The 24,739-nt window shown below is 39.8% G+C and carries 27 protein-coding genes; 17 read left to right on the top strand and 10 right to left on the bottom strand.

Annotated elements, in window-relative coordinates; translation table 11 throughout:
• Positions 1-2 precede the first annotated feature (2 nt).
• The 4 genes from QE382_RS01505 to QE382_RS01490 are packed head-to-tail and all read left to right on the top strand — an operon-like array spanning position 3 to position 2,752.
• A complete protein-coding gene (locus tag QE382_RS01505; RefSeq protein ID WP_307184392.1) occupies positions 3-461 on the top strand; it encodes an SPOR domain-containing protein in 459 nt (152 codons plus the stop codon).
• 15 nt (positions 462-476) lie between these two features.
• The gene (locus QE382_RS01500; protein ID WP_307184391.1) at positions 477-1,667 is read left to right on the top strand and encodes a M20 metallopeptidase family protein; all 1,191 of its coding nucleotides are present in this window, start codon (positions 477-479) and stop codon (positions 1,665-1,667) included.
• A 9-nt stretch (positions 1,668-1,676) separates the two neighbouring features.
• Entirely contained in the window at positions 1,677-2,255 is a 579-nt protein-coding gene (locus QE382_RS01495) for a hypothetical protein (protein ID WP_307184390.1), read from the top strand.
• Complete coding sequence (locus tag QE382_RS01490) at positions 2,252-2,752, top strand: GNAT family N-acetyltransferase (protein ID WP_307184389.1); 501 nt, start codon at positions 2,252-2,254, stop codon at positions 2,750-2,752. Before QE382_RS01495 ends, QE382_RS01490 begins: the two co-directional genes overlap by 4 nt.
• Here QE382_RS01490 and QE382_RS01485 read toward each other — a convergent pair.
• A complete protein-coding gene (locus tag QE382_RS01485; protein ID WP_307184388.1) occupies positions 2,749-4,053 on the bottom strand; it encodes a M20/M25/M40 family metallo-hydrolase in 1,305 nt (434 codons plus the stop codon). The two genes, QE382_RS01490 and QE382_RS01485, sit on opposite strands and share 4 nt — an antisense overlap.
• A 98-nt stretch (positions 4,054-4,151) precedes the next feature.
• Between QE382_RS01485 and QE382_RS01480 the strand changes: the two genes are divergently transcribed.
• The 3 genes from QE382_RS01480 to QE382_RS01470 are packed head-to-tail and all read left to right on the top strand — an operon-like array spanning position 4,152 to position 4,999.
• A complete protein-coding gene (locus QE382_RS01480; RefSeq protein ID WP_209577005.1) occupies positions 4,152-4,466 on the top strand; it encodes a rhodanese-like domain-containing protein in 315 nt (104 codons plus the stop codon).
• Position 4,467: 1 nt separating this feature from the next.
• A complete protein-coding gene (locus QE382_RS01475; protein ID WP_307184387.1) occupies positions 4,468-4,767 on the top strand; it encodes a PLDc N-terminal domain-containing protein in 300 nt (99 codons plus the stop codon).
• Position 4,768: 1 nt separating this feature from the next.
• Complete coding sequence (locus tag QE382_RS01470; RefSeq protein ID WP_307184386.1) at positions 4,769-4,999, top strand: DUF6358 family protein; 231 nt, start codon at positions 4,769-4,771, stop codon at positions 4,997-4,999.
• Positions 5,000-5,032: 33 nt separating this feature from the next.
• Here QE382_RS01470 and gcvT read toward each other — a convergent pair whose 3' ends face one another.
• From gcvT to QE382_RS01445, 5 genes are all read right to left on the bottom strand, one after another.
• Complete coding sequence (gene gcvT / locus QE382_RS01465; RefSeq protein ID WP_307184385.1) at positions 5,033-6,115, bottom strand: glycine cleavage system aminomethyltransferase GcvT; 1,083 nt, start codon at positions 6,113-6,115, stop codon at positions 5,033-5,035.
• A gap of 174 nt (positions 6,116-6,289) precedes the next feature.
• Positions 6,290-6,988, bottom strand: a complete 699-nt coding sequence (locus tag QE382_RS01460; protein WP_307184384.1) for a pseudouridine synthase — start codon at positions 6,986-6,988, stop codon at positions 6,290-6,292.
• Between the two features lies 1 nt (position 6,989).
• Positions 6,990-7,358, bottom strand: coding sequence for a hypothetical protein (locus QE382_RS01455; protein ID WP_307184383.1), 369 nt, complete (start codon positions 7,356-7,358; stop codon positions 6,990-6,992).
• Positions 7,359-7,494: 136 nt separating this feature from the next.
• Entirely contained in the window at positions 7,495-7,986 is a 492-nt protein-coding gene (locus tag QE382_RS01450) for a DUF4112 domain-containing protein (RefSeq protein WP_307184382.1), read from the bottom strand.
• A gap of 2 nt (positions 7,987-7,988) precedes the next feature.
• Entirely contained in the window at positions 7,989-8,705 is a 717-nt protein-coding gene (locus QE382_RS01445) for an SIMPL domain-containing protein (protein ID WP_307184381.1), read from the bottom strand.
• Positions 8,706-8,867: 162 nt separating this feature from the next.
• Between QE382_RS01445 and QE382_RS01440 the strand changes: the two genes are divergently transcribed.
• Positions 8,868-9,059 (top strand): cold-shock protein, encoded by a 192-nt coding sequence (locus QE382_RS01440; RefSeq protein ID WP_209577023.1) that lies wholly within the window; start codon positions 8,868-8,870, stop codon positions 9,057-9,059.
• A gap of 168 nt (positions 9,060-9,227) precedes the next feature.
• A complete protein-coding gene (locus QE382_RS01435; RefSeq protein ID WP_307184380.1) occupies positions 9,228-9,428 on the top strand; it encodes a quinol oxidase subunit 4 in 201 nt (66 codons plus the stop codon).
• 61 nt (positions 9,429-9,489) lie between these two features.
• Here the strand turns inward: QE382_RS01435 and QE382_RS01430 are convergent, their stop codons facing one another.
• From QE382_RS01430 to QE382_RS01420, 3 genes are all read right to left on the bottom strand, one after another.
• On the bottom strand, positions 9,490-10,017 hold the full coding sequence (locus QE382_RS01430; protein ID WP_307184379.1) for a DUF805 domain-containing protein: 528 nt from the start codon (positions 10,015-10,017) through the stop codon (positions 9,490-9,492).
• 451 nt (positions 10,018-10,468) lie between these two features.
• Positions 10,469-10,981 (bottom strand): DNA repair protein RecO, encoded by a 513-nt coding sequence (gene recO, locus QE382_RS01425; protein ID WP_307184378.1) that lies wholly within the window; start codon positions 10,979-10,981, stop codon positions 10,469-10,471.
• The gene (locus tag QE382_RS01420; RefSeq protein ID WP_307184377.1) at positions 10,971-11,216 is read right to left on the bottom strand and encodes a signal peptidase; all 246 of its coding nucleotides are present in this window, start codon (positions 11,214-11,216) and stop codon (positions 10,971-10,973) included. Before QE382_RS01420 ends, recO begins: the two co-directional genes overlap by 11 nt.
• Positions 11,217-11,433: 217 nt before the next feature.
• Here QE382_RS01420 and rpmB point away from each other — a divergent pair, with 217 nt between their 5' ends.
• From rpmB to QE382_RS01385, 7 genes are all read left to right on the top strand, one after another.
• Entirely contained in the window at positions 11,434-11,667 is a 234-nt protein-coding gene (gene rpmB, locus QE382_RS01415; protein WP_046672597.1) for a 50S ribosomal protein L28, read from the top strand.
• Positions 11,668-11,742: 75 nt separating this feature from the next.
• The gene (rpmG, locus tag QE382_RS01410; protein ID WP_002998409.1) at positions 11,743-11,925 is read left to right on the top strand and encodes a 50S ribosomal protein L33; all 183 of its coding nucleotides are present in this window, start codon (positions 11,743-11,745) and stop codon (positions 11,923-11,925) included.
• Between the two features lie 51 nt (positions 11,926-11,976).
• Positions 11,977-12,138: a DUF4295 domain-containing protein gene (locus QE382_RS01405; protein WP_070562566.1), complete on the top strand. Its 162-nt coding sequence runs from the start codon at positions 11,977-11,979 to the stop codon at positions 12,136-12,138.
• Between the two features lie 138 nt (positions 12,139-12,276).
• A complete protein-coding gene (ftsY, locus tag QE382_RS01400) occupies positions 12,277-13,239 on the top strand; it encodes a signal recognition particle-docking protein FtsY (protein ID WP_307184374.1) in 963 nt (320 codons plus the stop codon).
• 18 nt (positions 13,240-13,257) lie between these two features.
• Positions 13,258-14,595: a 30S ribosomal protein S12 methylthiotransferase RimO gene (gene rimO / locus QE382_RS01395; protein WP_307184373.1), complete on the top strand. Its 1,338-nt coding sequence runs from the start codon at positions 13,258-13,260 to the stop codon at positions 14,593-14,595.
• 364 nt (positions 14,596-14,959) lie between these two features.
• On the top strand, positions 14,960-16,549 hold the full coding sequence (bshC, locus tag QE382_RS01390; RefSeq protein ID WP_307184372.1) for a bacillithiol biosynthesis cysteine-adding enzyme BshC: 1,590 nt from the start codon (positions 14,960-14,962) through the stop codon (positions 16,547-16,549).
• Positions 16,550-16,806: 257 nt separating this feature from the next.
• On the top strand, positions 16,807-19,986 hold the full coding sequence (locus QE382_RS01385; protein ID WP_307184371.1) for a TonB-dependent receptor: 3,180 nt from the start codon (positions 16,807-16,809) through the stop codon (positions 19,984-19,986).
• Between the two features lie 160 nt (positions 19,987-20,146).
• Here the strand turns inward: QE382_RS01385 and ctlX are convergent, their stop codons facing one another.
• Complete coding sequence (ctlX, locus tag QE382_RS01380; RefSeq protein ID WP_307184370.1) at positions 20,147-21,097, bottom strand: citrulline utilization hydrolase CtlX; 951 nt, start codon at positions 21,095-21,097, stop codon at positions 20,147-20,149.
• 575 nt (positions 21,098-21,672) lie between these two features.
• Between ctlX and gcvP the strand changes: the two genes are divergently transcribed.
• Positions 21,673-24,546, top strand: a complete 2,874-nt coding sequence (gene gcvP / locus QE382_RS01375) for an aminomethyl-transferring glycine dehydrogenase (protein ID WP_307184369.1) — start codon at positions 21,673-21,675, stop codon at positions 24,544-24,546.
• Positions 24,547-24,739: the final 193 nt, after the last annotated feature.

The raw sequence follows: 24,739 nt of genomic DNA, 5'->3' as shown, positions 1-24,739 counted from the left end.
CTATGCTGAAGAGAGGATTGATTTTCGTACATGTACTTGTGTTGTTTTCTGTTGTTCAAGCGAACGCGCAGGAAAAAGGTGGAGTAATTGTAACCAAAGATACGTTGATTACACAGCTTCAAAATTTCAGGGCAGCTATGGGAATCAATCCTGTCGAAAGCAAAGCGACAGTAGTACCTTCTAAGCCCATTGTCCGATCTGCGGCATCGCGGGTCAAAGTAAGAGGCTTCCGTGTCCAGATATTTGCTGGATCGAGCAGAAATCAAGCGTTTTCGGAACAGACACGTTTCCGAAACATGTATAAAGATATTGATACTTATATCACCTATGATGAACCCAATTATCGCGTCAAGGTAGGAGATTTTAGAAGTCGATCGGAGGCAAATGCCTTCATGCGCGAGTTACGTCAATATTTTAGCAATGTCTTTGTATTTTCGGAGAACGTTTTTGTCTATCAATAAATCAATCAACCTTTTATGGCAAGTACGAAAGAAAAAGTCCTGGCCCTAGCTCATCAATATTTTGAAGATACGGTTTCCAATCGTAGACATCTTCATCAGAATCCTGAACTTTCCTTTGAAGAATACAATACCTCGGCCTTTGTAAAATCGCAGCTGGATCAATTGGGAATTCCCTATGAGACTAAAGCAGATACGGGGATTGTCGCTTTAATCACGGGTAACCTATCTTCCAATGAAGTAATTGCATTGCGTGCAGATATGGATGCTTTACCCATTCAAGAAGTGGAGGGTCGTTCATATGCATCCAAAAACCCAGGAGTAATGCATGCCTGTGGCCATGATGTACATACATCTTCTCTTTTGGGGACAGCTAAAATATTGCATAGCCTAAAAGCTGAATTTGGAGGAAACATCAAATTGATCTTCCAACCCGGCGAGGAGCGCCTACCAGGCGGTGCCTCTTTGATGATAAAAGAAGGGGCGTTACAAGATCCTGCTCCATCGGCAATTATAGGACAGCATGTAATGCCTTTTATTGAAGTGGGAAAAGTTGGATTCCGTGAAGGTAAATATATGGCTTCATGCGACGAACTATTTATGACTGTAAAAGGAAGAGGCGGACACGGAGCTCACCCACATCAGAATATCGATCCCATTGTGATCACAGCTCAGATTATTACCGCTTTGCAACAGGTAGCCAGTCGCTTTGCAGACCCGCGTACACCAACGGTATTATCTTTTGGAAAGATAATGGCTAATGGGGCTACAAATATTATCCCCGATCAGGTTTATTTGGAAGGTACATTTCGCACATTTGACGAGAAATGGCGGGCTGAAGCCCACGAAAGAATGGTGAAAATTGCTGTTGGAATCGCCGAAAGCATGGGGGCGACCTGTGAATTTGAAGTTCGTAAAGGATATCCCTTTCTAATCAATGAGCCTGAACTCACTAAAAGTGCGCGTGCTTTTGCAGAGGAATATCTTGGAAAAGAAAGCGTTGTTGACTTGGATCTGTGGCCTGCGGCGGAAGATTTTTCGTATTATTCGCAGGAAATCGACGCTTGTTTTTATCGTTTGGGTACAGGTAATGCGGCACGAGGGATATCTTCTGCTGTACATACGCCCACATTTGACGTGGATGAGGCTTCTTTGGAGATTAGCACGGGATTAATGGCTTACATCACCTTGCGTAGGCTCGGATATTAAATTCATCCCATGTCATCGCACCATATTGTCCGAGAAAATCAGGAACCGGCATTACTGATTGAAGATCTCTTCCTTATTGATGAAGAGGATCTGGGCCAGCTGTTGGAATGGAGCCCAACCATTGTAATCGAAGAAAGAACAATGGATTTACTGGATGCACGAGGGTATAAGTTCGATATTGTTTTTACAAAAAATGCCATTGATGCGTCTCAGGAGAACCTGAAGGTGATTTCTTATGATGTTGCTTTTCTAAAAGCTGCGATCGAATACCTTATAGCACATCAATATAAAGCGGTAAATATCGTTTCGGATCAGTTGGATTTAGGCTATTATCGGGCCTATCTTGAGCAGATCAATATTGTCCTTTTTTCCAACGGCTTTCGTTATTATTTTGTGACAACAGGGTTTACCAAATGGAAGGCAGAAGGCGAGCGAATTTTGATAGTTAGCGCTGATAAGGACGAAGATAATAAGTATACGGGATTGATCAAGATAAACGATAAGGAATACGAAATGGAAAAGGATGGCTTATTTATTCTTGAATTTTCCCAAGTAAAATACATTTTAATAGGAGAGAAGATCACATGATAACAATCGAACTGGCGGAGCAAAGCGATATCAGAAGCATTTCCAATATGGCTTATATCATTTGGCCGCTTACTTATGCTGAAGTACTTTCGCAAGATCAAATCGACTTTATGCTGGAAAAAAATTATACAGTGGAAGGACTTGCGGAAAGTATGGTCAATGGTCAGTTTTTTTATGTATTGAAGGAAGATGGTATCGGGCAAGGATTTATCGCATTGAAGACGCTCGAAGACCGCGTACGTATCGAAAAACTCTACTTGATGCCTGGTGTACAGGGTAAAGGGTTCGGAAAAACACTGATAGAGTTCGCTTCAGAAAAAACAGTTTTAAAAGGAAGAGGTATTCTTGAACTGAATGTAAACAGGAATAACCCTGCTTATCATTTTTATCTGAAGCAGGGCTTTAAAGTAGTTCAAACCGTTGATATTCCTTATTATGACTATGTACTGAACGACTATGTCATGCAAAAGGAAGTCAAAGCGACTGCTGTTTCTTAATCTTTTAGTTTTTCGACGCGGGAAGGTGTTTGCCTGCCTTCTACAATTCCTGAGGCACCTATCGCGATAGCCTCTATACTGGAGATGATATTTTGAACGTTTAGCGTAGATACTTCATCATTTACGGTGTGATAGTATTCATCCTTGTCCATTTGGGAGGTTGAGAACGAATGTGCCGGGACCCCCTTGGCCGCAAGCACTGCATTGTCACTTCGGTAAAACAGATTCTGTTTAGTATAAGGATCGGGGTAGAATTTGAAGGTCGTATTTTTCAGATTCTCCTGCATCAATTGGCCCAGATTGGATTGATCGTATCCGGTAATGTACACGGTATTAGGGCCGAATTTTGAATCTTTTCCAATCATTTCCATATTGATCATGGCAACTACTTGATCGGCATCAATATGGTTGGAAAAATATTTTGAGCCGTACATACCCAGTTCTTCTGCTGTAAAGGCAACGAAAATAAGCGTTCTTTCATTCTTATTCTGTTTTTTGTAATAATCTGCGAGGGTCAGCATTGCTGTCACGCCCGAGGCATCATCATCTGCTCCATTGGCAATGGAATCTTGGCCAACAGCCGGAAGAATACCTATATGGTCGTAATGTCCCGAAAAGATGACATATTCGTTAGGCTTACTTTTTCCAGGAATAATGCCCGCCACATTAAACAATGGAAATTTTTGAAGGGCCTTTTTAATCTGAATTTTATAAGTTGTCGGGATTTCCTTTGTCAGGAGATAGACAATTGAAGGTTTCTGTACAGTAGGCTCTTCGATAAATTTAGGAGCGTTAAGCATTTGACCAAAACGGACAAAATAGTTTTCAAAAGAGGGATCCACCAATACAAGTGTATTTTCTTTGGACAAAGAATGTTCTCTAAATACTTTCGAAAAATCATCACCTGATTTTATTTTCACAATAGTTATAGCGCTTTTATTATCCCATTCCAAATCCACCTGTTGGCCAAGTGAAATAATGTGATCTACAGGAATAATCTGGTTATTTACCGTTGCAGATTTGCTCAACGGAGAGATTTTATCTAGTTCAAAAGATTGTCTATAGCTTTGCTCCGCATAGGGTGTGAGACCTATTCTTTTCATCTCGCCGGCAATAAAATCTGCTGCTTTTTCAATGTCTTTGGCGAGCGCAGACCTACCACGCATACCGTCAGCAGCCAAGGTAGTGAGTATACGGCTAACATCTTGGCGTTCCTGGTTGGAAATAACCTGTTGTCCATAGGTAATTGCCGAAATTGCCAGCAAAGATAAGGAGAAAATAATTTTAGGTATTGAATTCATATAAAGCTTAGTAATATCTGCATGAAGATAAGGAAAATTCTATAAGTGGACAGAGGGCGGAAAAAATGTAGTATATTTGACTATTAAATTGTTTGAAAATGAAAGAAGTATCTGTAGAAGAATTAAAGAATAAAATCGATAACAACGAGGATTTTCAATTGATTGATGTTCGCGAACCGTTTGAATATGAAGTATCAAATCTCAATGGATTGAATATACCCCTTTCGGGCATATTGATCGAGGCGGATAAGATCGCAAAGGATAAGCCAGTTATCGTACAATGCCGTTCAGGAAAACGTTCTGCGCAGGCAATCATGTTATTGGAGCAACAGGGTTTTGACAACCTGGCAAATCTAAAAGGCGGTATACTGGCTTGGAAAGAAGAGATCGATCCCGAGTTAGACGTTTATTAAGATGAAGAATTTAGAGCATCAGACTAAACAAGCTTTCCTGTTTAGTCTTGCTTTTTACAGCGTTGCTATGTTGGCGCGAATATTTAACCTTGGTATTTTCCCTATACTAGGGAGCCTTTCGATCTTATTATCGCTGTTATGGGTAATTTTGGTTTTACGGGAAATCATGCTTTCAAGAACGATCTCCAATACTGAACGGATGGTTATGGCTTTGGCAATTGTTTTATTGAATATTGTTGGTGGAGCATTCTATTTCTTTGGTGGATGGAGAGAACGGGTATTAGGCGTAATAAAAAAATAATATGTTAAAGTATTTTTTTCTAAATATAGTTTTAAGTTTAGCCATTGTATTTTTGATTTACAGTGGTTTTGAAGGATATAAGGCCGGGAATATGCTGGTAACAGGATTGTCTATTGCCTTTTTGGTCGTATTGATCTATCTGCGTGTGGTTTTGAGCAAAAGAGTTCGGTCGCTTATTCAGCAGAAGGAGAATGGTAAACAGCAAACTACTGCAAAACAAAAGAAGAAGTAATAAAAAAAGCCTGCTTTAAGCAGGCTTTTTTTATTACTTCACAAATGGTGGTTTTGTCACTTTTGCTTTGATTTTTTGATTACGGATGAGAATGAAGATTTCAGTGCCATCTTTTGAAAAAGCTGTATCCACATAACCCAATCCAATTGATTTTTTTAATGTTGGTGATTGCGTTCCCGAAGTCACACGTCCAATTACATTTCCATCGGCATCGACAATTTCGTAATCATGACGTGGGATGCCTCTGTCAATCATTTCGAAACCGACGAGCTTGTTCTTTAAACCAGTTTCTTTCTCTGCTTTGAGTGCTTTAGCGTTCACAAAGTCTTTTGTAAACTTCGTTACCCACCCTAAGCCCCCTTCTAGAGGCGATGTATTATCATCGATATCATTTCCATATAGACAGAAGCCCATTTCTAAGCGTAGGGTATCGCGGGCCCCTAAACCAATTGGTTTGATTCCATAAGGCTTACCCGCCTCAAAAATAGCGTCCCAAACTTTCTGAGCATCTTCATTGGCCACATAGATTTCAAAACCTCCAGCGCCAGTATATCCTGTTGCAGAGACCAAAACATTCGCTACACCCGCAAATGTACCTTTTGCAAAAGTGTAATATTCCATGGGAGCTAATTCGATATCGGTCAGCGATTGAAGTGCATCAGCAGCCTTAGGACCTTGAACAGCAAATAAGGAAGTTTGATCTGAGATATTTTTCATCTCTACACCATCCGTATTATACTTTGATATCCAGTTCCAATCTTTTTCAATATTCGACGCGTTTACAACCAAAAAATACGTTTTATCGTCTATACGGTAAGTTAGGAAGTCATCAACTACACCGCCAGTTTCATTTGGGATATAAGCATATTGAACTTTGCCATCGTATAATTTTGACACATCATTGGAAGAGATTTTTTGAAGTAGGTCCAGGGCTTTTTCACCTTTTAGGATGAATTCACCCATATGGCTTACATCAAAAACTCCTACACCTGTACGAACTGTTTCGTGCTCATCATTAATGCCCGTATATTGTACCGGCATGTTGAAGCCTGCAAAGGGAACCATTTTTGCTCCTAAAGCAATGTGCGTCTCCGAAAGGGCGGTATTTTTTAACATAAAAATTAAGTTTTAGTCAGCTGCAAATTTAATAAAATATACGTGATTCCTCACTGTGAATCTATTTTAGAACAATCGATTTAATTGTTGGCTTTAAGGGAATAGCGGGTTAGGTTATCTAGGCAATCCCAGCAGCTGCATTAATGCCAGATATACTGATGACGGCTTCTAAAATTAGCTGTAACATACTTCGTTGAGGTTTAGTATATCCAATACTCGTGCGAAATCAGCTTGCAAGGTCGCTTTGATATGCACGTCTTCACCCGATAGAGGATGTTTAAAGGTGAGCTCCGACGCATGTAAGAGCATGGTGTCCATTTGGTATGTTTCTTTCCAAAACTTGTTTTGCTTATTGCATCCATGCGGACGATCGCCAATAATAGGGTGGAAGATATGCGCAAAATGGCGACGCAACTGATGCATACGTCCCGTAATGGGATTGGCCTCGACGAGACTATATCGCGATGTCGGAAATTTTCCGTAAGAAACGGACAGCTCACTTTGAGCAAGCAAACGAAAAGATGTCTGTGCTTCCTGAGTTGTGCCATCGTCTCTTTTCAAGGGATAATCAATCAGACCTGCTGCTGGCGCGAAGCCCCTCAGGACGGCGAGGTATTTTTTGTCGACCTTACGCTCCTGAAAACTTTTTTGTAAATATTGGTCAGTCTCCTTATTGAGTGAAAATAGCAGTATGCCCCCGGTCTTCCTGTCCAAACGATGTGCAGGATAAACTGGTTTCCCTAATTGGTCCCGAAGTAGCTGTAGCGCAAATTCTGAAGCATCGCGCGCGATAGAAGACCGGTGTACCAATAGTCCATGCGGTTTGTTGATGGCAACGATAGATTCGTCTTCGTAGAGTATTTCTAAAGGCATATTAGATCTTTTTGAGTGCTGCAATAATTTCGTCTGCTTTTTCATCGATTTTTGGACTCAGCAAAATATGTTTGAAAGCTCCTCCACCGATGGTCTGTTCGGTACCTTGCCATTTGATTTTTGTCAAGGAAAATAAGTAGTAGTTGTCAACCACGACTGAGGTCTGAATGAATTTATCGACAATATCGTTACCAAAGAGCTGCATCCCCAATCCGAAGAACTGCTGATCCTTTGCGTGAAGCTGGCTTTTCAATAGTTGTTCAGCTTTAGCTCGTACAATCTTTTCGTGCTCCTCTTTGCTTGGGTTAGTCAAAATAGCGGTCAACATGACGGCTATTACAATCAGTGCAAATATTCTTTTTTTACTCATTTTAAATCGGGATTAAGTTTTTGACATCATACGGGATGACTATCGACATCAAAATTATTAAATAGATATTGGATATATGCAATTGTTTCCCAGAAAGGAAGCGATTTTAGTTGGAGTGTGTTAAGAATAGTAGTTTCTAGACGCCATTAAGAAGTGAGAAAGCCCAAGAAAAAAAGATCCAAATAAGATATAATGTAACCGAGATGAGGAGGAAAAAAACAATTAGTATGGTGATGATGATGCCAATGCCCGATCCGGTATGCTTTCCTTCGTAATAGTGTTGTCTGAGTAATTTGATGTTCTTTTCGTTGGCCTTGCTAAAGAAATCGAGCAAGTTTCCGAGTAGCGGAATGCTACCTAGAATTGCGTCCAGCGAGATGTTCAAAAGCATCCTTATAACGAGCTTGGGGCTGGCGCCGTTACGCCACATGGCAAGTACAAGAATTAAAGATGTGCCAAAGCCTGCTATCGCACCGCCTAGGGGAATAAGGTTTAATAGCGGATCTAGGCCAAACCGAAAGCCTCCAATTTTAAACTGATTATCCATTAACCAAGATATTCGGTCTATCCAACCGAAATCTTGGTCAATTTGTTTTAATTTATCTGCGGGAGTTTTCTCTCGATGCATGATTACAATAATTCGAATGAAGCGCTGATCTCACTTGTCACTTTCATTGGTCTGATATTTAAGTCAAGTCCGCCACTGCCAGCACTATCTGCTGCTTGCTCCATTGCACCTTTATACATTGCATTGCGCATCATCGGCTGAACGCCAAAGATAATCTGCTGCGGTGTTTCAGACAATACAATAGCCTTTCCGATTTTTTGTCCTGCTGCTTCTGCTAAAATCTGTGCATTAACTTTGGCATCCAATACTGCTTTGGTCTTTAAGCTTTTTTCCAGTTCTTTTTTCTTCGAGTAATCGTACTCACTGATATAAGTACTTTGGATACCCGCTTTGTCGACGCCATCGAGTAGTTGATCCAAATTATTTAAGTTGGTTACCTTAATACGATATTGTCTAGAAAGCAGTATATCGGTGTCTTTTTTCTTTTTGTCCGGTACATTGTAGCTCCAGATGTTTTGGATGGTAAAATCTTCTTTTTTGATACCAGCTTTTGTTGCCGAATCAAACAGATCTTTTTCTAATTTGTCTATTGCAGCTTTTTTCTTGGTGTTACCGTTTTCATAAAACTCTTTTAGCGTCACATCGATGTAGATGATGTCGGGAGTTACTTCTTCTTCTGCACGTCCCACCGTGGATACAAACTCTTTATTAACCATTTGTTGTGCATTTAATTGAGTCATAAAGCCTAAAAAGGCAAGTCCTAACACTATTTTTTTCATATTTTTTGTCTTAAAGTTTTTCTAATAATACGATTGCTATTATCGCATTGCTACAAGATTGGAGCCAAAGTTGATGAAAAAGTTTAACGGGTAAAAAAAATAAAAAGGTTAAAATTTTTGATTTTATTTCTATACCTTTAGGGAAATTAATAACATAGTGCCATGCAAGAAGGTAAAGTAAAATTCTTTAATGAGACCAAAGGTTTCGGTTTCATCATCCCTAACTCAGGCGAGAGCGAAATTTTTGTTCACGTTTCTGGATTAGTAGACAAAGTTCGTGAGAATGATAGTGTATCTTACGAAGTTGAACAAGGCCGTAAAGGTCTTAATGCGGTAAATGTAAGAGTTATCTAATTAGATTGAAGATATATTTATTGTGAAAAAGCCTATGCGCACAGCATAGGCTTTTTTTATTTTTAGCAGGTTGTTTAAGATTTTCGGTAGCAAAAAATCAGACTGAGGCTTTGCTAATTGAGTTTGGACTGATAATTGTTTATAATGTACTTAAAATTTCAATTTAAAATGAAGCGTACTTTAGCATTAGTTCTTTCTGCGGTGATGATGATTTCGATGTCGGCATGTTATACAACACACCATAGTCACGGTCACGGTCATGGACGTGGACCGAAAAAAATGCCGCCAGGGCAAGCTAAAAAATACTATGGAGAACGGTCTGCACGGGAATTTGCTCCGGGGCAGCAAAAGAAAAAGCATAGACATTAATAAAACAGCAAAAAAAAGCTTTCACATTCCTGTGAAAGCTTTTTTTATACGATTTTAGAATTTAAGCGAAGGGATCTTTGTCAGGTGGCGGCGGTGTTGGATTTGAAGGCTGCGAACTTCCAATTTGTGAACTTCCAAATGGATCTTGCGTACGAGAAGAACCAAATGGATCTTGGCTTTGATTAAAAGGATGATTTGAAGCATTTTCAACAGCCTTAGGATCTGGTCCATATTGGTTTGGACCTTTATCACCCTCTAGAATTTCTAAGTAAAGTAAATATAGACTTCCAACAAATGGAATTAAGGAAACCAGTATAAACCAGCCCGATTTGTTTGTATCATGAAGTCTTCTTACGGTCACTGCTATCGCTGGAATCAATAACGCTAAATACGCTAACCCCATGATACCATAAAACAAACCCGCTAAGGTATCGCTTACAACCGACAAAATACCGCCAACGATGCCGAGTGCAAAAAACAAGACAAATACAGCGAGAACAAACATCCAATATTCTTTTCGACGGGCTCTACCCTCAAAATTAGCGTAGTTGTCTCGAACAACTTTTAAAAAGACTTCTTTAAGTTCCATATCTTTAATACTTTTTTTGGTGAAAATTATGTTAGTAAACTATATGTTATTTCAGCTTTGTTACAATAAATGTACCAAGAATTTATCCAATAGAACAATTATTAGAGACAAGCGGATCGTTACCAAGTAGGTAATTGCCGGATATCTTGTTTTGGTTGTTTCACGTTTCTGGGATAATATTTATTTCCTGTTATCCAAAGAGCGCCTGTTGGACCTTTTGAATAAGAAACTTGGACTTAATTATCGAAAAATCTCTTCGAGAATGTAGAGGGATTTTATTTCTTTAAAATTTGTACGGTGCAAGCGATAGAAATCAAGAACTTTTTCTAGCAAAAATTGTCTATCTGAGCTGGTCATCTTAATTCGATCGCAATTTGAATATTCGGATTCGATTAAATTTCTGAATATAGACGTATGTGGTTCCTGTAATACAAGCGGATGTTCAGGAAGGCTATTTGAAAAGGTTGCTTCGTGAAGATTGAAATAGCGGGAGTACTTGTTTCGATTTGGCCGGATAAAACCCAAGGAAGCGTGTGAGTTTTATTAAAAAGACGAGATGAAAATTGGCGAGGTTTGAATGACTTTGATCCAGCCACAGTATAGATTGATGAATAAATTCGAAAAGGTAGCTGTCATGTTCTTGTTCCTTCAGTATTTTATAAAGTATCTCATTCAGAAAAAGAGCCAACGAACTTTTGACGATGTCATAAGGTATTTCTTGCAGTGCGGGTGCCTGACGTGCTTCAGAGATCCGTTGTAGCGAACCATTATCTTTATGTGTGGCGACTATTTCCAATAAATGTAAAGGTTGGAGAATATTGGCCTTGATTTTTCCTTTAGGCTTCCTTGCTCCGGCAATAAGATAAGATTGCATGCCAAAATGTTCGGTATATAGTTGGGCAACGAGACTACTTTCCGAATAATTTGTTGTTTTTAAGACTACAGCTCTAGTTTTATTCAGCATTCCCTTCTTTATCTTTTTTATGTCCTTCCTCACGCATCTCGATAAGGGCATCTCGGTCTACCTTACGAATCATGCGATAGATTAAAGTGAGGAAGCCTGCACTAAATACAATTACTCCAATCAGCATAGCGAGCTTATACCAGTTAGAGCGTTGTTCCATGAGATAATATCCCCCTATCACCAGTACCACACCGATGATGATTTCCCTTATACCCTTGCGAAGATATTTGTTCATAAATGTGAATTGTTGAAAACTATTTTTCTTTACAGAGCAAATATAATACAATAAAATCCTTTATTTTTGCCAATACCCATCCTATGTAGAACTATTTTTAAAAATAATTCCAATTATCTTGTTGCTTATCTAAAAAAAAATATAGATATTTGCAAACTCTTTGCAGAGAGTGCAAAGGATTAACATATTGTAATAAAGACAACAAAAAAATAATATCATGTCAAGAATTTGTGATTTAACAGGCAAAGCGGCGTTAACAGGGAATAACGTTTCTCACTCAAACGTTAAAACTAAACGTAAATTCTATCCAAATTTACAAACTAAACGTTTTTACATTCCAGAAGAAGATCGTTGGATTACGTTGAAAGTATCTACTTCTGCTATCAAGACTATCAACAAGAACGGGATTACAGCAGCGATCAATAAATTTATCGTTAAAGGCTCAATCTAATTGATTGTCGCGCCTGTTACATTAAGATTATTCATGAAATTTCAATCCTAATAGGATTCAAAATAAAGTAAAACAATGGCTAAAAAAGGAAATAGAGTACAAGTTATCTTAGAATGTACTGAACACAAAGAAAGTGGTCTTCCGGGAATGTCTCGTTACATCACTACTAAAAACAAAAAGAACACGACTGAGCGTTTAGAGTTGAAAAAATTCAACCCAGTATTGAGAAAAGTTACTGTTCATAAAGAAATTAAGTAAGTCACATATCTTGGCACTTGAAAGAGATGCTAAGTAAAATATTAATATACCATGGCAAAGAAAGCAGTTGCATCGTTACAAAAAGGTGGCGGTAAAGAATTTACAAAGGTTATTATTACTACTAAATCTGCAAAAACTGGCGCGTATACTTTCAAAGAAGGTATGGTTCACAATGATAAAGTGAAAGACGTAGTTGCAGCAGCTCAAAAATAACGAGTAGTATTTTCCTTTTTTAAAGTTTTTCTTTAAAAAGAATTCGATAAAAATAGCCGTTTTGGTATCCTACCGAAAGGGCTTTTTTTGTTTAGGACATTTGTTTATATTTGGACATCAATTTTCACTACACATTCCATGGGATTATTTGATTTTTTTAAGAAAAAACCGCAAACACAAGAAGAAGAACAGGCCTTAGATAAGGGTTTGGAAAAGACAAAGGAAGGCTTTTTATCCAAGATTACAAAAGCTGTAGTTGGTAAGTCAACTGTAGACGACGATGTATTGGATAATCTGGAAGAAGTTTTAGTTACTTCTGATGTGGGGGTTACGACGACTTTAAAAATCATTGATCGCATACAAGCCCGTGTTGCCCGAGATAAATACGTTTCTACTTCAGAGCTAAATAATCTCTTGAAGGAGGAAATTCAAACGTTACTGGCAGAGAACAATAGCGCTGATTTCGAACATTTCAATTATGGTGAGCATAAGCCCTATGTTATTATGGTTGTGGGTGTTAATGGGGTTGGTAAAACAACAACTATTGGCAAACTGGCTCATCAGCTGAAGCAAGCTGGCAGCAAAGTTGTATTGGGTGCTGCGGATACCTTTCGTGCTGCAGCCGTTGATCAACTTAAATTATGGGGCGAGCGTGTTGGCGTTCGTGTTGTCGCTCAGGCCATGGGGTCAGACCCTGCTTCAGTGGCTTATGATACCGTAAAATCCGCTGTCGCAAATGGTGAAGATGTCTGTATCATAGATACGGCAGGGCGCTTGCATAATAAGGTTGGCTTAATGCATGAGCTAACTAAGATCAAGAATGTTATGCAAAAGGTTGTTCCAGGGGCTCCACATGAAATCTTGTTGGTTTTGGATGCCTCGACAGGGCAAAATGCCATTGAGCAGTGTACACAATTTACGCAAGCAACAGATGTGAACGCCTTAGCATTGACGAAGCTTGATGGAACAGCTAAGGGGGGCGTAGTTATCGGTATATCCGATCAATTTAAGATCCCCGTGAAATATATTGGTGTAGGAGAGAAAATTGGTGATCTTCAGTTGTTTAACAAAAAGGAATTTGTAGACTCCCTTTTTAAATAGAGTCTGCCTTCAAATTATATGAAGACAAAATACGCGAAACCAGCCCCGTTGGTTAATAAACCACGTGTCAATGTGGTGACCTTGGGCTGTTCGAAAAATATTCACGATAGTGAAGTTCTGATGGGCCAGTTGAAAGGCAATCAGATGGAAGTTGTTCATGAAGCATCAAATATACAGGCGAATGATATTGTCGTGATCAATACCTGCGGTTTTATTGATAATGCCAAGCAGGAATCTATTGACGCCATCTTGCAATATTCGGATCTAAAAGAACAAGGAAAAATCAATAAAGTGATCGTTACCGGCTGCCTTTCAGAACGGTATAAACCAGAGCTGCAGTCTGAAATCCCGAATGTTGATGCTTTTTTCGGTACGAACGATCTGCCGGATCTATTGTCTTCCATTGGTGCTGATTATCGGCATGAATTGCTCGGTGAGCGACTATTGACAACACCTTCTCATTTTTCTTATTTTAAAATTGCCGAGGGGTGTAACCGCCCATGTTCTTTCTGTGCAATTCCTTTGATGCGTGGTAAGCACGTTTCCAAGTCCATTGACGATCTGGTTAAAGAAGCTAAATTCCTTGCTTCGAACGGTACCAAAGAATTAATTTTAATAGCACAGGATCTAACTTATTATGGCCTCGACATCTATGGCAAGCGTAATCTTTCTGATCTCATGCGTCATTTATCTGATGTCGATGGTATCGAATGGATCAGACTGCAGTACGCCTATCCTTCGGGGTTCCCAATGGATATTTTGGACGCCATGAATGAACGTTCAAATATCTGTAATTACTTGGATATGCCACTGCAACATATATCTGATCCGATGTTGAAGTCTATGCGCAGAGGTACAACAAAACAGAAACAGATAGATCTTGTCAATGCAATACGTGACAAAGTTCCGGATATCGCCTTGCGTACAACATTAATTTGTGGTTATCCAGGTGAAACTGAACAGGACTTTCAGGAGATGTTAGACTGGGTTGAAGAGACTCGTTTTGACAGGTTAGGTTGTTTTACTTATTCTCACGAAGAAAAAACACACGCACATACTTTGGAGGATAATGTGCCCCAGGAAGTAAAAGAGGAGCGTGTCGAAGCGATCATGGAAGTACAGCAAGGGATTTCTTATGATATCAATCAGTCTAAGGTTGGTCATACTTATAAAGTGCTGGTTGATCGTATAGACGGCGATTACTTTATTGGCCGCACAGAATACGACTCCCCGGAGGTTGACAATGAGGTCTTGATTCCTGCTGCAGATTCTTATGCACGTATTGGTGATTTTGTTCAGGTAAAAATCGACCGTGCCGAAGATTTCGATCTATATGGTGAAATTGTAAGGAAATAAGTTTAAAAGCTTATAGATGATAATAGAAATAAACGGGCCTCCTTTATTCAAAGGAGGCCCGTTTATTTCTAGGCAATTGTCAGTAAAATGATATAATTTAAAAGCTAGAGAAGCTTTTTGTGAAAATTCACTATTTTGTCGACGCAAACTCGATACATTTGTAAGCGTACAATCCCCATTTTAAACAATCTATAGCCGTTTAAAATCAGATTCAAGAAAGCCTGTCGTTTCATGGGTGAATCAGCCTTCTGATTAAAAATTGAAAATAGGTTCTATTTAACGAAAAGATGCACTGCTATGTCAGCTTGCTTTGGGGGATTTTCGTTATCAATTAAGGATAGAGAATAATTAATAAAACTTGCAGATGAAGGCAACTTATATTGAATATAGTGAAACAAATAGCTTCTCCAAGACTTTATTAGCCTATTTGGCACATGATGAAGCCTTAAAACCTTTTGTTGGGAATTGGCCTACCTGGGCCGGTTTTGAAAAGCAATTGAACGAAAAGAAGAAATTTGAATACCGGGAGATTCTTGTTGACCGTCTTAAAAAGCAGTATGGCGAACTCTTACAGGATTCTCCTGCTGTAGCGGCCAATATAGAACTGTTGCTCGACCAGAATTCCTATACCATTACGACTGGGCATCAGCTTAATATTTTTACGGGGCCTTTGTATTTTATTTTTAAAATCATGACGGCAATACGTTTGTCTGAAGATTTACATGCCAAGCACCCTGATAAAAATTTTATTCCAGTTTATTGGATGGCGACGGAAGATCACGATTTTGAAGAAATCAACCATACGAAAGTCTTCGGTAAGAAAATTAGTTGGGATACTCCTGCTATTTCTGCTACGGGGCGAATGGATACCGCAACAATCGTTGATGCTGTGAAACAGTACACCAATATTTTAGGGCTTTCCGAAAATTCGACCAAGCTGACACGCATTGTAGAAGAAGCCTATTTAAACCATGATCGTTTAGCCGATGCAACACGTTATATGGTCAATGAGTTGTTTAAGTCTTACGGTCTTTTGATTATTGATGCGGATGACCGGGAATTGAAGGAACTGTTCAAGCCAATTATTAAGGAAGATATCTTCTCTGAAAATAGCTTTAAGGCAATAACTTCTCGATCGGAGGAGTTGGAGTCAAAAGGTTTTTCTACTCAAGTACATGCACGTGAAATTAATTTCTTTTATTTAACGGATGAATTTAGAGAACGCCTAGTGCTCACTGCTGATGGTCGATACGAAGTATTGCATCGGAATATTTATTTTACAAAGGCGGAGCTGGAGCAGGAAATCGAGCGTTATCCTGAGCGGTTCAGTCCCAACGTGGTTATGCGTCCGATGTATCAAGAAATTATACTTCCTAATCTTGCTTACATTGGCGGGGGGGCCGAAATGGTCTATTGGATGCAATTAAAGTCTAACTTTGACCACTATCAGGTGGATTTTCCAATTTTGATACCACGCAATTCCGCGATGATAACAGACGATAAAATAGCGGCTAAATTATTTCGTGTTGATCTGACGTTTAAGAGTATCTTTCGTTCAGCAGAAGTGCTGAAGAAGGAATATGTACGGCGCCATACCAAAGAACGTCTGAATCTCAATGACGAATGGATGGAGTTGAATGCCATTTTTGGTAAGATAAAGTTGCGAACCCATAAAATTGATCCAAGTTTAGGACCGAGTACAGAGGCGGTAAAAGCACGGTTAAAAAAAGCGATCAATAATTTAGAAAAAAAACTGTTGAAAGCCGAGAAGCGAAATCACCAACATGCTTTAACCGATATCGATCATGTTAAGGAAAAACTCTTCCCGGGGGGAGGGCTGCAGGAAAGATCTGAGAATTTCGCTTTACTTTACATTAAACATGGCGATAACCTCTTTAAGGATCTTTACAAATATTTTAATCCTTTGGATTTTAAGTTTACGATTTTGTATTAGGAAGTCAGCTTCGGCTGACTTTTTTCTGAAGTGTTTTTGATGTTATTGGCGAAGAATCTTCATTCAATTTCTGGCTGTGTAGCGTGATAAGTAAGGTTTTATTGCATGTTCCGATAGTGCATTATTTGTGGGCAGATTGATTGCATTTCAGGTGTACAAGCTTTAAAATGTTTTGTTTATAATTTCATAATACTTCGTTTAGTTTCTGTTAATAGTTTCAGTTTAGTTTTGCTTTCATTATAAAAATCAACAACTAAATGAAAGAATTTCTACTCACAACCTGTGCTGTTGCGCTTGGAACCGGTCTTTATGCCCAAACGACGCAAGCAGGGTTTTCCGGAAAGATCACAGACGAGCACAACAAAGGGGTTCATGGCGCTTCCATTGAAGTGCGTAATGAATCAACAGGCTTTACAACGAAGACATCCACCAATGCAAATGGGGATTTTAACTTTAAGGAATTACCTTTAGGTGGTCCATATACAATCAAAGTCACTTATATAGGATATGGGGAACAGGTTCGTTCGGGATTTAATTTAAATCAAGGCGATATTGTCCGCCTGATCATTCCTATCCAAAATACGTCGAATGTATTAGAAACGGTTGAATTAACAGGAATAAGTACCCTAAAGAATAAAATCGAGAATCTCGGTGCTGCTACGGCTGTTACAGCAAAAGATATAGCCAAATTACCTGTTAACGGTCGCAATTTTACTTCATTGATGGATCTGTCTCCTCTAAGCAAGGGAGATAATATCGGTGGCCAGCTGGGTTCATCTACCAATTTTACCATTGATGGTATGAATGCCAAAAATCCGACTTCTGCAGGTTCGACAACCAGCCGTAGTGGCGCTCCTTTCTCCATTTCAATAGAAGCCGTTCGTGAATTTAAAGTGGTTACCAATCAGTATGACGTGACCTACGGAAGAGCGGGAGGCGGAACCGTAAGTGCGGTTACCAAACAGGGAACAAATCAAACGCACGGAAGCGCATGGCTTTATTCAAGGGCCGATTGGTTGTCCAGTCCATACGATATTAGGGGGAATAAACGGAATAATGATTTCTCTACCTATCAATACGGATTTACATTGGGCGGTCCGATCATTAAAGACAAATTGCATTATTTTATAGCCTGGGATCATCAGCGCGATGCCCGCCCCTTGATTATTGCCGATATCAATTCTGAAGCCGATGAGAAGAGATTTAATGTGACAAACTCGACCTTGGATGAGTTTGTCTCTATTGGACGTAAAAAATACGGATTGGGCAATGAGCGGCAATATGGCGCATTTGATAAGAAGCGAGGGTCTGATGCGATTTTTGGACGAATTGACTGGCAGATCAATGAAAATAACCTATTGACGGTACGAAATAACTTCACAAGTGACAACAATAAGTTGGGCTTGCAGGATAATAAACCAATAACCTTGTATGAGTCTTATGGGAATGACAAAAACATCGATAATAGTCTATTGGCAACTTTGCGTACGACCATCTCCCCTAAGGTAACGAATGAATTGAAAGTACAGCATCTCTATACCTATCAAAAAAGTAGTCCGGGAGATCTTTTACCCAGTCAAAATATTCCCCGTGCAATTGTGGAAGATGCCGTCTCCAAGGTAGCTGGAGAAGATAAAAAGACCACACTGCAATTGGGTGGACATCGTTTTGCGCAGGAATCATTTAAAAACAATGTATTTCAGCTTGTTGATAATATTTATTATAGTACCGACAATATCAATTACACCTTTGGTGTTGATTTGATGTATACCCATGCAAATTCTATTTATGGAAGTGAAGTTAATGGTCGCTTTCACTTTAGACCGAGTGACGGAAAGACGGCCATGCAAAACTTTGACGACATGAAGCCATATGCTTACTATCGTGAGGTTCCTTTGGTAAGTGACCCAGCTGTGGCCGGTAAGATATTCAACGCCGGTGTATATGGGCAATTACAAACGAAGTTGGCGCAGGGATTGGATCTAGTTGCTGGCCTAAGATTGGATTACGGACATTATCCGACCTCTCCACTAAACGAGGAATTGCTGAAAGAAGTGGGGGTGCGTACAGATCACAAGTTAAAATCCTTTGTGGTACAGCCTCGTTTCCAGATGACTTGGGATGTGAATGAAGAGCGCAAGGACTTTTTCCGTGTAGGAGCAGGTGTCTTTGCGTCTGATATTAACAATTATATGACCATCAACAATTTGACTTTTGATGGGAAGCATTTTGCAACGGTGGATGTTCGTGGCAGTGATGTGCCCACACCTGATTTTGTGGGGTACAGAAAAGATCCGTCAACAACACCGACCTTAGCACAATTTCAGGTGCCTACAATCAATACCTATGGCCCTGATGCGAAAATTCCAGTAGTATACAAGGCCAATGTATCCTATACACATTTCTTTACTGAAAAGTTGAAAGCAAGTCTTTCGGGATATATGAATTTAGGGCGTAACAACTACATGTATGTGGATCGTAACATGGTTCAGGATCCGTTTTTCAGATTGACGAATGAAGATAACCGTGGTGTGTTTGTTCCCGCGGCATCGATTGTTGACGGAGCACCAGATTGGAAAAAAGGACGGATTTCCAATAAATTCGGACGTGTACTGGAATTGAATTCTGAAGGAAAAGTGAATCAGTTTGCCGTTGTATTGGATGCGAGTTATCAATATTACAGAGATGGATCGATCTCTGTGAGCTATACCTGGAATGATGCGAAAGATAATACGTCGTTTAACGGAAACGTGGCGAATACAGCAACCTTATCGTTGGCTGTGAAAGACGATCCGCGCGATTTGAGCAAGATGAGCTATTCCAACAATCAGTTCCGCAACAAGATTGTGATCTACGGTACCTTGCCAACATTTTATGGCGTTAGTGTGGGGGTACGTTACTCAGGTATTGGTGGTACACGATATAGTTTATTGGCCGGAGGAAATATAAATGGAGACTTTGTGGCGGGAGACAATGATCTGGCCTTTATCTTTGATCCCAACAGTTCCAATACGCCAAAACAATTGATTACAGGACTGAATAATTTGTTGAATAATCCAGAAGCGAGTCAAAGTCTTAAAGATTTTATCAAAAAATATGAAGGAAAAATAGCCGAACGTAATGGTGGTGTGAATGGTTTTTACGGTTTGATTGACCTGAGAATTGCGAAAAAGTTCAGTTTATATAAAAACCACGCATTGGAAATATCGGGCGATCTTTTCAACGTTGCCAATTTATTCAAAAAGACTTGGGGCGTGAATGAGTCTTTAGGTAATCAAAATCTATATGCGTTAGGCGGAAAGGACGCCGCGGGAGAGAAATTGCTGCCTTTTGATGTCACGAAACAACAGTTTAATTATAATGTGAACAATTCTGGTATCGTATCACCTTCGGGTAACCCGTATCAATTCCAATTGGGATTACGGTATTCGTTCTAAAAGAATGAAAAATAAGAACACTATATTTTAGAAAATAAAATGCACTTAGGAACCTCTGCTCGCTCCTAGGTGCATTCTATTTGTCTATTAAATCATCCCGATTAGGCAAAATAGGCTTATTTTAAAAAAAGCAGCCTATCTGCATCATCATGCTCGAGGGCTAGTTCATGACTTTTTCTTTTGGAAGAAAAACTTCGGCCATCATGTGGCGTACACTTCCCCCACCGCATGTTTCAATAACATGGAGATCCTGGTGAATGATTTTACCATGCTTTTCTAACTGCGCGGTTTGGTACAAAGTCAGTGAAGATAATGCCTGATTGCTCAGGACAATAAAACGATTACCATATTTATTTCTCACTTGGAGGCAGTTTGCCGCAAAAGATTCAAGCTGGCTTTCATTGATCTCTATAATCTCCTTGCCTGTCTCCTTTAAGCTTTTCAAGAGGGTGTTTAGCTCAGACGGATCGTCAATTGCCTGTGGACATAAGATGGCAAAATCTTCACCTACGGCGAGCACGACATTGGTGTGATAGATAGGCTTCCGTTGTCCATTGACCGTTTGAAAAGCATGGAATACAACCGGTGTATAGTTTTCGGTCCTGCAATATTCATCGAGCATATCCCGGTCTGCCCTTTCCGACAAAGCGCAGTAGGCTACACGGTTGGCTCGGTCGAGGACAAGTGCGCCGGTCCCTTCCAAATATTGTTTATTGTTTTCAGCATCACTCAAATCTTTGGTCAGTTTTACGTAATAGCCGTTCTGTTTCAATGGACCTTCGAAATCCAATAAATGTTCTTTTCGGCGATTTGGAGCGAACATGGGATAGAAGATTATTTTTCCATCCTGATGAAAGGATACAATATTGTTGGGGAAGATACTGTCGGGACTTTCTGATTTTTCGTCGTCCTGAATTACAGTCACCAGAATTCCATGTGACTTCAATTCATGTACTAGCGCATCAAACTCTCCTTGCGCTTCCTTGTTGACTTCTTCTATACTGAGATTTTCGATATCCTTTTGGAAGAAGTTGTTGACCGCAGTCTGTTCATTTTTACGGAAGACAGCCGGCCTTACTAAAAGGACACTGTCTGTTACCTGCTTTCTCATGATTTATAATCGTTATTTCGCTGTTATATTGTTAAATAGAAATGATATTCATTTTTTTTTGAACATTTATAATTTGTCAAAAGAGGGGCTTACCTCGCTGGATATTGGTTTCTTCGTTAAGATTTCTTGATAACGGAATACTTCTCTGATATCAGGATTTCTTGGCAAAAACTACCTATCGTTATTTCGAAGCCACTTTACAATTGGTACATATACTAATTTATTGAAAATTCATTGGCATTGCAAAAAAGAATGGTAATGTACAGGAAAAGATTCATGGGCGTCTCTGCATATAATCGTATTTTTTTTAAAATTGTAGCAAGTGATCGCGCGGTTGTTTGCTATATTTACAATGATCAATCGGTATGTTTGTGTTTATTCCAAAAATAACGTATTAAAGACAATCGATTGCATTTTAATAGTCCAGTAAAACTGACTTTTTAACCACTTTTTTGCTTCGTTTTCAGTCATTTATTTTGCTATCTTTGCTCATCCAAAAAACGACTGTTTATAAGAGAGTTAATTGCCTAATTATTATGTCGCTAACTATCTATAAGCGTTAACTTTTTGCACACATGAGCAATATACACTTCCAAGAAAAATTCGAAAATCGCCACAATGGCCCAAGTCCAGTTGAAGCGAATGAAATGTTGGCCAAATTAGGCGTTTCGTCAATTGACCAACTTATTGACCAAACGGTCCCTTCTCAAATTCGTGCTCCAAAACCTTTAAATCTTCCTAAAGCATTGTCTGAGGTCGCCTATTTAAAGCGTATTGCGGAAATCGCTGAGAAAAATAAGGTTTTTAAATCTTTTATTGGTCAAGGTTATTACGATGTAATCCTTCCGGGCGTGATTCAACGAAATGTATTTGAAAACCCAGGATGGTATACACAGTATACTCCTTATCAGGCCGAGATTGCACAAGGAAGGTTGCAAGCATTATTGAACTTCCAGACTGTAATTTGTGATTTCACTGGTTTAGAAATTGCCAATGCTTCTCTGTTGGATGAAGCTACAGCTGCAGCTGAAGCGATGTTTATGCTGTATTCAGCTCGAAAAAATAAAGAGGCAAATGTATTCTTGGTATCTGATAATGCCTATACGCAGACGGTTGATGTATTAAAGACCCGTGCCTTGTCTTTTGGTATTGAGCTTAGAATTGCAGCTATTGCTGAATCTGAATTGACAGATGATGTATTTGCCGCATTCGTTCAATATCCTGCAGCTGACGGTTCCATTGTTGATTATAGATCGTTTACAGCGTCAGCGCACACCAGGGACATTACTGTGTGTGCTGCGGCAGATTTGATGAGTTTAGCCTTATTGACGCCTCCGGGAGAATGGGGCGCAGATGTTGTTGTTGGTAATTCGCAGCGCTTTGGTGTTCCAATGGGCTTTGGCGGTCCTCATGCAGCCTATTTTGCGACACGCGATAGCTTTAAGCGTAACATTCCTGGTCGTATTATCGGTGTTACTTCCGATTCGAATGGCAAATATGCATTGCGTATGGCTTTACAGACGCGTGAACAGCACATTCGCCGCGATAAAGCATCGTCAAATATTTGTACTGCACAAGCCCTTTTGGCGATTATGGCTTCTTTTTATGCCGTGTATCATGGACCTCAAGGAATCAAAAATATCGCATCACGCATCAATGCGTTGGCGAATCTCTTGGATCAAGCATTGCAATCATTGGGCTATAGCCAAATGAATACGGCATATTTTGATACGTTACGGGTAGACTTAGGTGCTCACGCGGGTGCTTTGAAATCTGAAGCGTTAAACAATGAATTGAACTTTTATTATAATGGTCCAGAAGTTTCAATTGCTATCGACGAAACAACGACTTATGAAGATATCAAAACAATCGTCAAAGTATTTGCTAAAATTCAAGGTAAAACATTGAATGATGTCGATTTCGATACATTGGAAGAAAACTTAGGTTCTTCAATCCCTGCCGATCTAGTACGTACTTCTGCTTACTTAACCCATCTAAACTTTAATAGCTATCACTCTGAACACGAGATGTTACGTTACATCAAATCGTTGGAAGCAAAAGATTTATCACTTTGTCATTCAATGATTCCATTGGGTTCTTGTACGATGAAATTAAATGCGACAGCGGAAATGGTACCCGTTACTTGGGCTAGATTCGGTGGTTTGCACCCATTTGCTCCAGCAGATCAAACTTCTGGATATATGCAAATGATTGGCGAATTGAATGATTGGTTAGCTGAGATTACAGGTTTTGCGAAGATGAGTTTCCAACCAAACTCAGGGGCGCAAGGGGAGTATGCGGGTTTGATGGTTATTCGCGCTTTCCATGAGAGCCGCGGTGATCACGGACGTAATATCTGTTTGATCCCTGCTTCAGCGCACGGAACGAACCCTGCGTCTGCTTCTATGGCAGGCTTGAAAGTGGTTGTCGTAAAATGCGATGAATTTGGAAATATTGATATATCAGATTTAAGAGCGAAGGCGACTGAACACGCTGCAAACTTGAATTCACTGATGGTAACTTACCCATCTACACACGGTGTATTTGAAGAGTCTATCATTGAAGTCTGTGAAATCGTACACGCTAATGGCGGACAGGTTTATATGGATGGAGCCAACATGAATGCACAGGTTGGATTGACAAGCCCAGGCCATATTGGTGCCGATGTTTGTCACTTAAACCTCCATAAAACATTTTGTATTCCTCACGGTGGTGGCGGCCCAGGTATGGGACCTATTGGTGTTGCAAAACATCTGGTTCCTTTCTTGCCTAACCACGAAGTGGTTTCTACTTCTGGTGAAGAAGGTATCTCTGCTGTTTCGGCAGCCCCATTTGGTTCGGCTTCGATCTTACTTATTTCGCATGCTTACATCTCCATGATGGGTGGCGAAGGTCTCACAAATGCAACTAGAACGGCCATATTAAACGCAAACTATATCAAAGCACGTTTGGAAAACGCCTATCCAGTACTTTATTCGGGTAAAAATGGACGTTGCGCACACGAAATGATCTTAGATTGTCGCGGGTTTAAAAACTTTGGTATTGAGGTTGCAGATATTGCAAAACGTTTGATGGACTATGGATTCCACGCACCGACCGTTTCTTTCCCTGTTGCGGGAACATTGATGGTTGAGCCTACCGAATCAGAGTCTAAAGCTGAATTGGATCGTTTCTGTGACGCTTTAGTTGCTATCCGCGAAGAGATCGCTGCGGTTGAAACCGGGGTGGTAGACCGAGCGAATAATGTACTGAAACATGCACCACATACCGCTTCGGTTGTAACGGCAGATGAGTGGGATAGACCTTACAGTCGTCAAACAGCTGCATATCCGTTGGAGTATGTTAGAGATCGTAAATTCTGGCCTTCTGTAGGACGTGTAAATGATTCTCAAGGTGACCGTACATTAATCTGTTCGTGTCCATCTATTGAAGAGTACGCCGAAGCATAATTTCGGATACTATATGAAAAGGGCAGTCCAAAGTTGGATTGCCCTTTTTTTATGCCATTTGATATGTGCGCTCAAATAACAGCTTTAACTTTTTACGACAAGCAACCATTTTTGTTCCTCGGGAGAAGGAGAAGGAGAAGGAGAAGGAGAAGGAGAAGGAGAAGGAGAATAAAAATAAGATGTTGTGCGTCTG

The sequence above is a fragment of the Sphingobacterium zeae genome, from assembly GCF_030818895.1.
In the GTDB taxonomy this organism is placed as follows: Bacteria; Bacteroidota; Bacteroidia; order Sphingobacteriales; family Sphingobacteriaceae; genus Sphingobacterium; species Sphingobacterium zeae.
Note: the sequence above shows the minus strand (reverse complement) of the source record. Positions and strands in the feature narration are given on the sequence as shown.

Coding starts and splice junctions, on each gene's coding strand:
- QE382_RS01495 (WP_307184390.1), top strand. CDS start 1,677: ATGTCATCGCACCATATTGTCCGAGAAAATCAGGAACCGGCATTACTG.
- QE382_RS01485 (WP_307184388.1), bottom strand. CDS start 4,053: ATGAATTCAATACCTAAAATTATTTTCTCCTTATCTTTGCTGGCAATT.
- gcvP (WP_307184369.1), top strand. CDS start 21,673: ATGAGCAATATACACTTCCAAGAAAAATTCGAAAATCGCCACAATGGC.
- QE382_RS01385 (WP_307184371.1), top strand. CDS start 16,807: ATGAAAGAATTTCTACTCACAACCTGTGCTGTTGCGCTTGGAACCGGT.
- QE382_RS01405 (WP_070562566.1), top strand. CDS start 11,977: ATGGCAAAGAAAGCAGTTGCATCGTTACAAAAAGGTGGCGGTAAAGAA.
- recO (WP_307184378.1), bottom strand. CDS start 10,981: ATGCTGAATAAAACTAGAGCTGTAGTCTTAAAAACAACAAATTATTCG.
- QE382_RS01450 (WP_307184382.1), bottom strand. CDS start 7,986: ATGCATCGAGAGAAAACTCCCGCAGATAAATTAAAACAAATTGACCAA.
- QE382_RS01505 (WP_307184392.1), top strand. CDS start 3: ATGCTGAAGAGAGGATTGATTTTCGTACATGTACTTGTGTTGTTTTCT.
- QE382_RS01475 (WP_307184387.1), top strand. CDS start 4,468: ATGAAGAATTTAGAGCATCAGACTAAACAAGCTTTCCTGTTTAGTCTT.
- gcvT (WP_307184385.1), bottom strand. CDS start 6,115: ATGTTAAAAAATACCGCCCTTTCGGAGACGCACATTGCTTTAGGAGCA.
- QE382_RS01500 (WP_307184391.1), top strand. CDS start 477: ATGGCAAGTACGAAAGAAAAAGTCCTGGCCCTAGCTCATCAATATTTT.
- QE382_RS01435 (WP_307184380.1), top strand. CDS start 9,228: ATGAAGCGTACTTTAGCATTAGTTCTTTCTGCGGTGATGATGATTTCG.
- QE382_RS01480 (WP_209577005.1), top strand. CDS start 4,152: ATGAAAGAAGTATCTGTAGAAGAATTAAAGAATAAAATCGATAACAAC.
- QE382_RS01440 (WP_209577023.1), top strand. CDS start 8,868: ATGCAAGAAGGTAAAGTAAAATTCTTTAATGAGACCAAAGGTTTCGGT.
- QE382_RS01420 (WP_307184377.1), bottom strand. CDS start 11,216: ATGAACAAATATCTTCGCAAGGGTATAAGGGAAATCATCATCGGTGTG.
- QE382_RS01490 (WP_307184389.1), top strand. CDS start 2,252: ATGATAACAATCGAACTGGCGGAGCAAAGCGATATCAGAAGCATTTCC.
- rimO (WP_307184373.1), top strand. CDS start 13,258: ATGAAGACAAAATACGCGAAACCAGCCCCGTTGGTTAATAAACCACGT.
- QE382_RS01455 (WP_307184383.1), bottom strand. CDS start 7,358: ATGAGTAAAAAAAGAATATTTGCACTGATTGTAATAGCCGTCATGTTG.
- QE382_RS01470 (WP_307184386.1), top strand. CDS start 4,769: ATGTTAAAGTATTTTTTTCTAAATATAGTTTTAAGTTTAGCCATTGTA.
- QE382_RS01445 (WP_307184381.1), bottom strand. CDS start 8,705: ATGAAAAAAATAGTGTTAGGACTTGCCTTTTTAGGCTTTATGACTCAA.
- rpmB (WP_046672597.1), top strand. CDS start 11,434: ATGTCAAGAATTTGTGATTTAACAGGCAAAGCGGCGTTAACAGGGAAT.
- rpmG (WP_002998409.1), top strand. CDS start 11,743: ATGGCTAAAAAAGGAAATAGAGTACAAGTTATCTTAGAATGTACTGAA.
- bshC (WP_307184372.1), top strand. CDS start 14,960: ATGAAGGCAACTTATATTGAATATAGTGAAACAAATAGCTTCTCCAAG.
- QE382_RS01430 (WP_307184379.1), bottom strand. CDS start 10,017: ATGGAACTTAAAGAAGTCTTTTTAAAAGTTGTTCGAGACAACTACGCT.
- ctlX (WP_307184370.1), bottom strand. CDS start 21,097: ATGAGAAAGCAGGTAACAGACAGTGTCCTTTTAGTAAGGCCGGCTGTC.
- ftsY (WP_307184374.1), top strand. CDS start 12,277: ATGGGATTATTTGATTTTTTTAAGAAAAAACCGCAAACACAAGAAGAA.
- QE382_RS01460 (WP_307184384.1), bottom strand. CDS start 6,988: ATGCCTTTAGAAATACTCTACGAAGACGAATCTATCGTTGCCATCAAC.